General features: G+C 55.1%; 1 protein-coding gene. It reads left to right on the top strand.

Annotation, left to right across the window (positions count from 1 at the left end; all coding sequences use genetic code 11):
* Positions 1-207 (top strand): hypothetical protein (locus E1297_RS48695; RefSeq protein WP_196223066.1); only part of this gene is annotated, 207 nt, incomplete at its 5' end.
* Positions 208-274: the final 67 nt, after the last annotated feature.

Below are 274 nucleotides of genomic sequence, written 5' to 3'. Positions count from 1 at the left end.
TTCAAGCCGACGCATTACGTCTTCATGGAAAAAGGCGTGGTGATCAAGGGACCTGACCGGGTTGCCTTTTACCGGGACAGGCTTGTTCGGGTTCCGATGTTCCGCATTCACACGCATAACAAGGACGGTTGCCACGTTTACAAGACCATCATTCACCCCCGCGCTCAGAGATGGTTTGAACGCCTCCAGAAGCAGGAGGCGACCTGATGGCGATGCCTCAAAGGCCTGACCTGCCAAGGGGTCAAAAGCTCCTGGATCTTATTGCCGCCAATGG

It is taken from the genome of Roseibium sp. RKSG952 (genome assembly GCF_009711355.1).
Note: the sequence above shows the minus strand (reverse complement) of the source record. Positions and strands in the feature narration are given on the sequence as shown.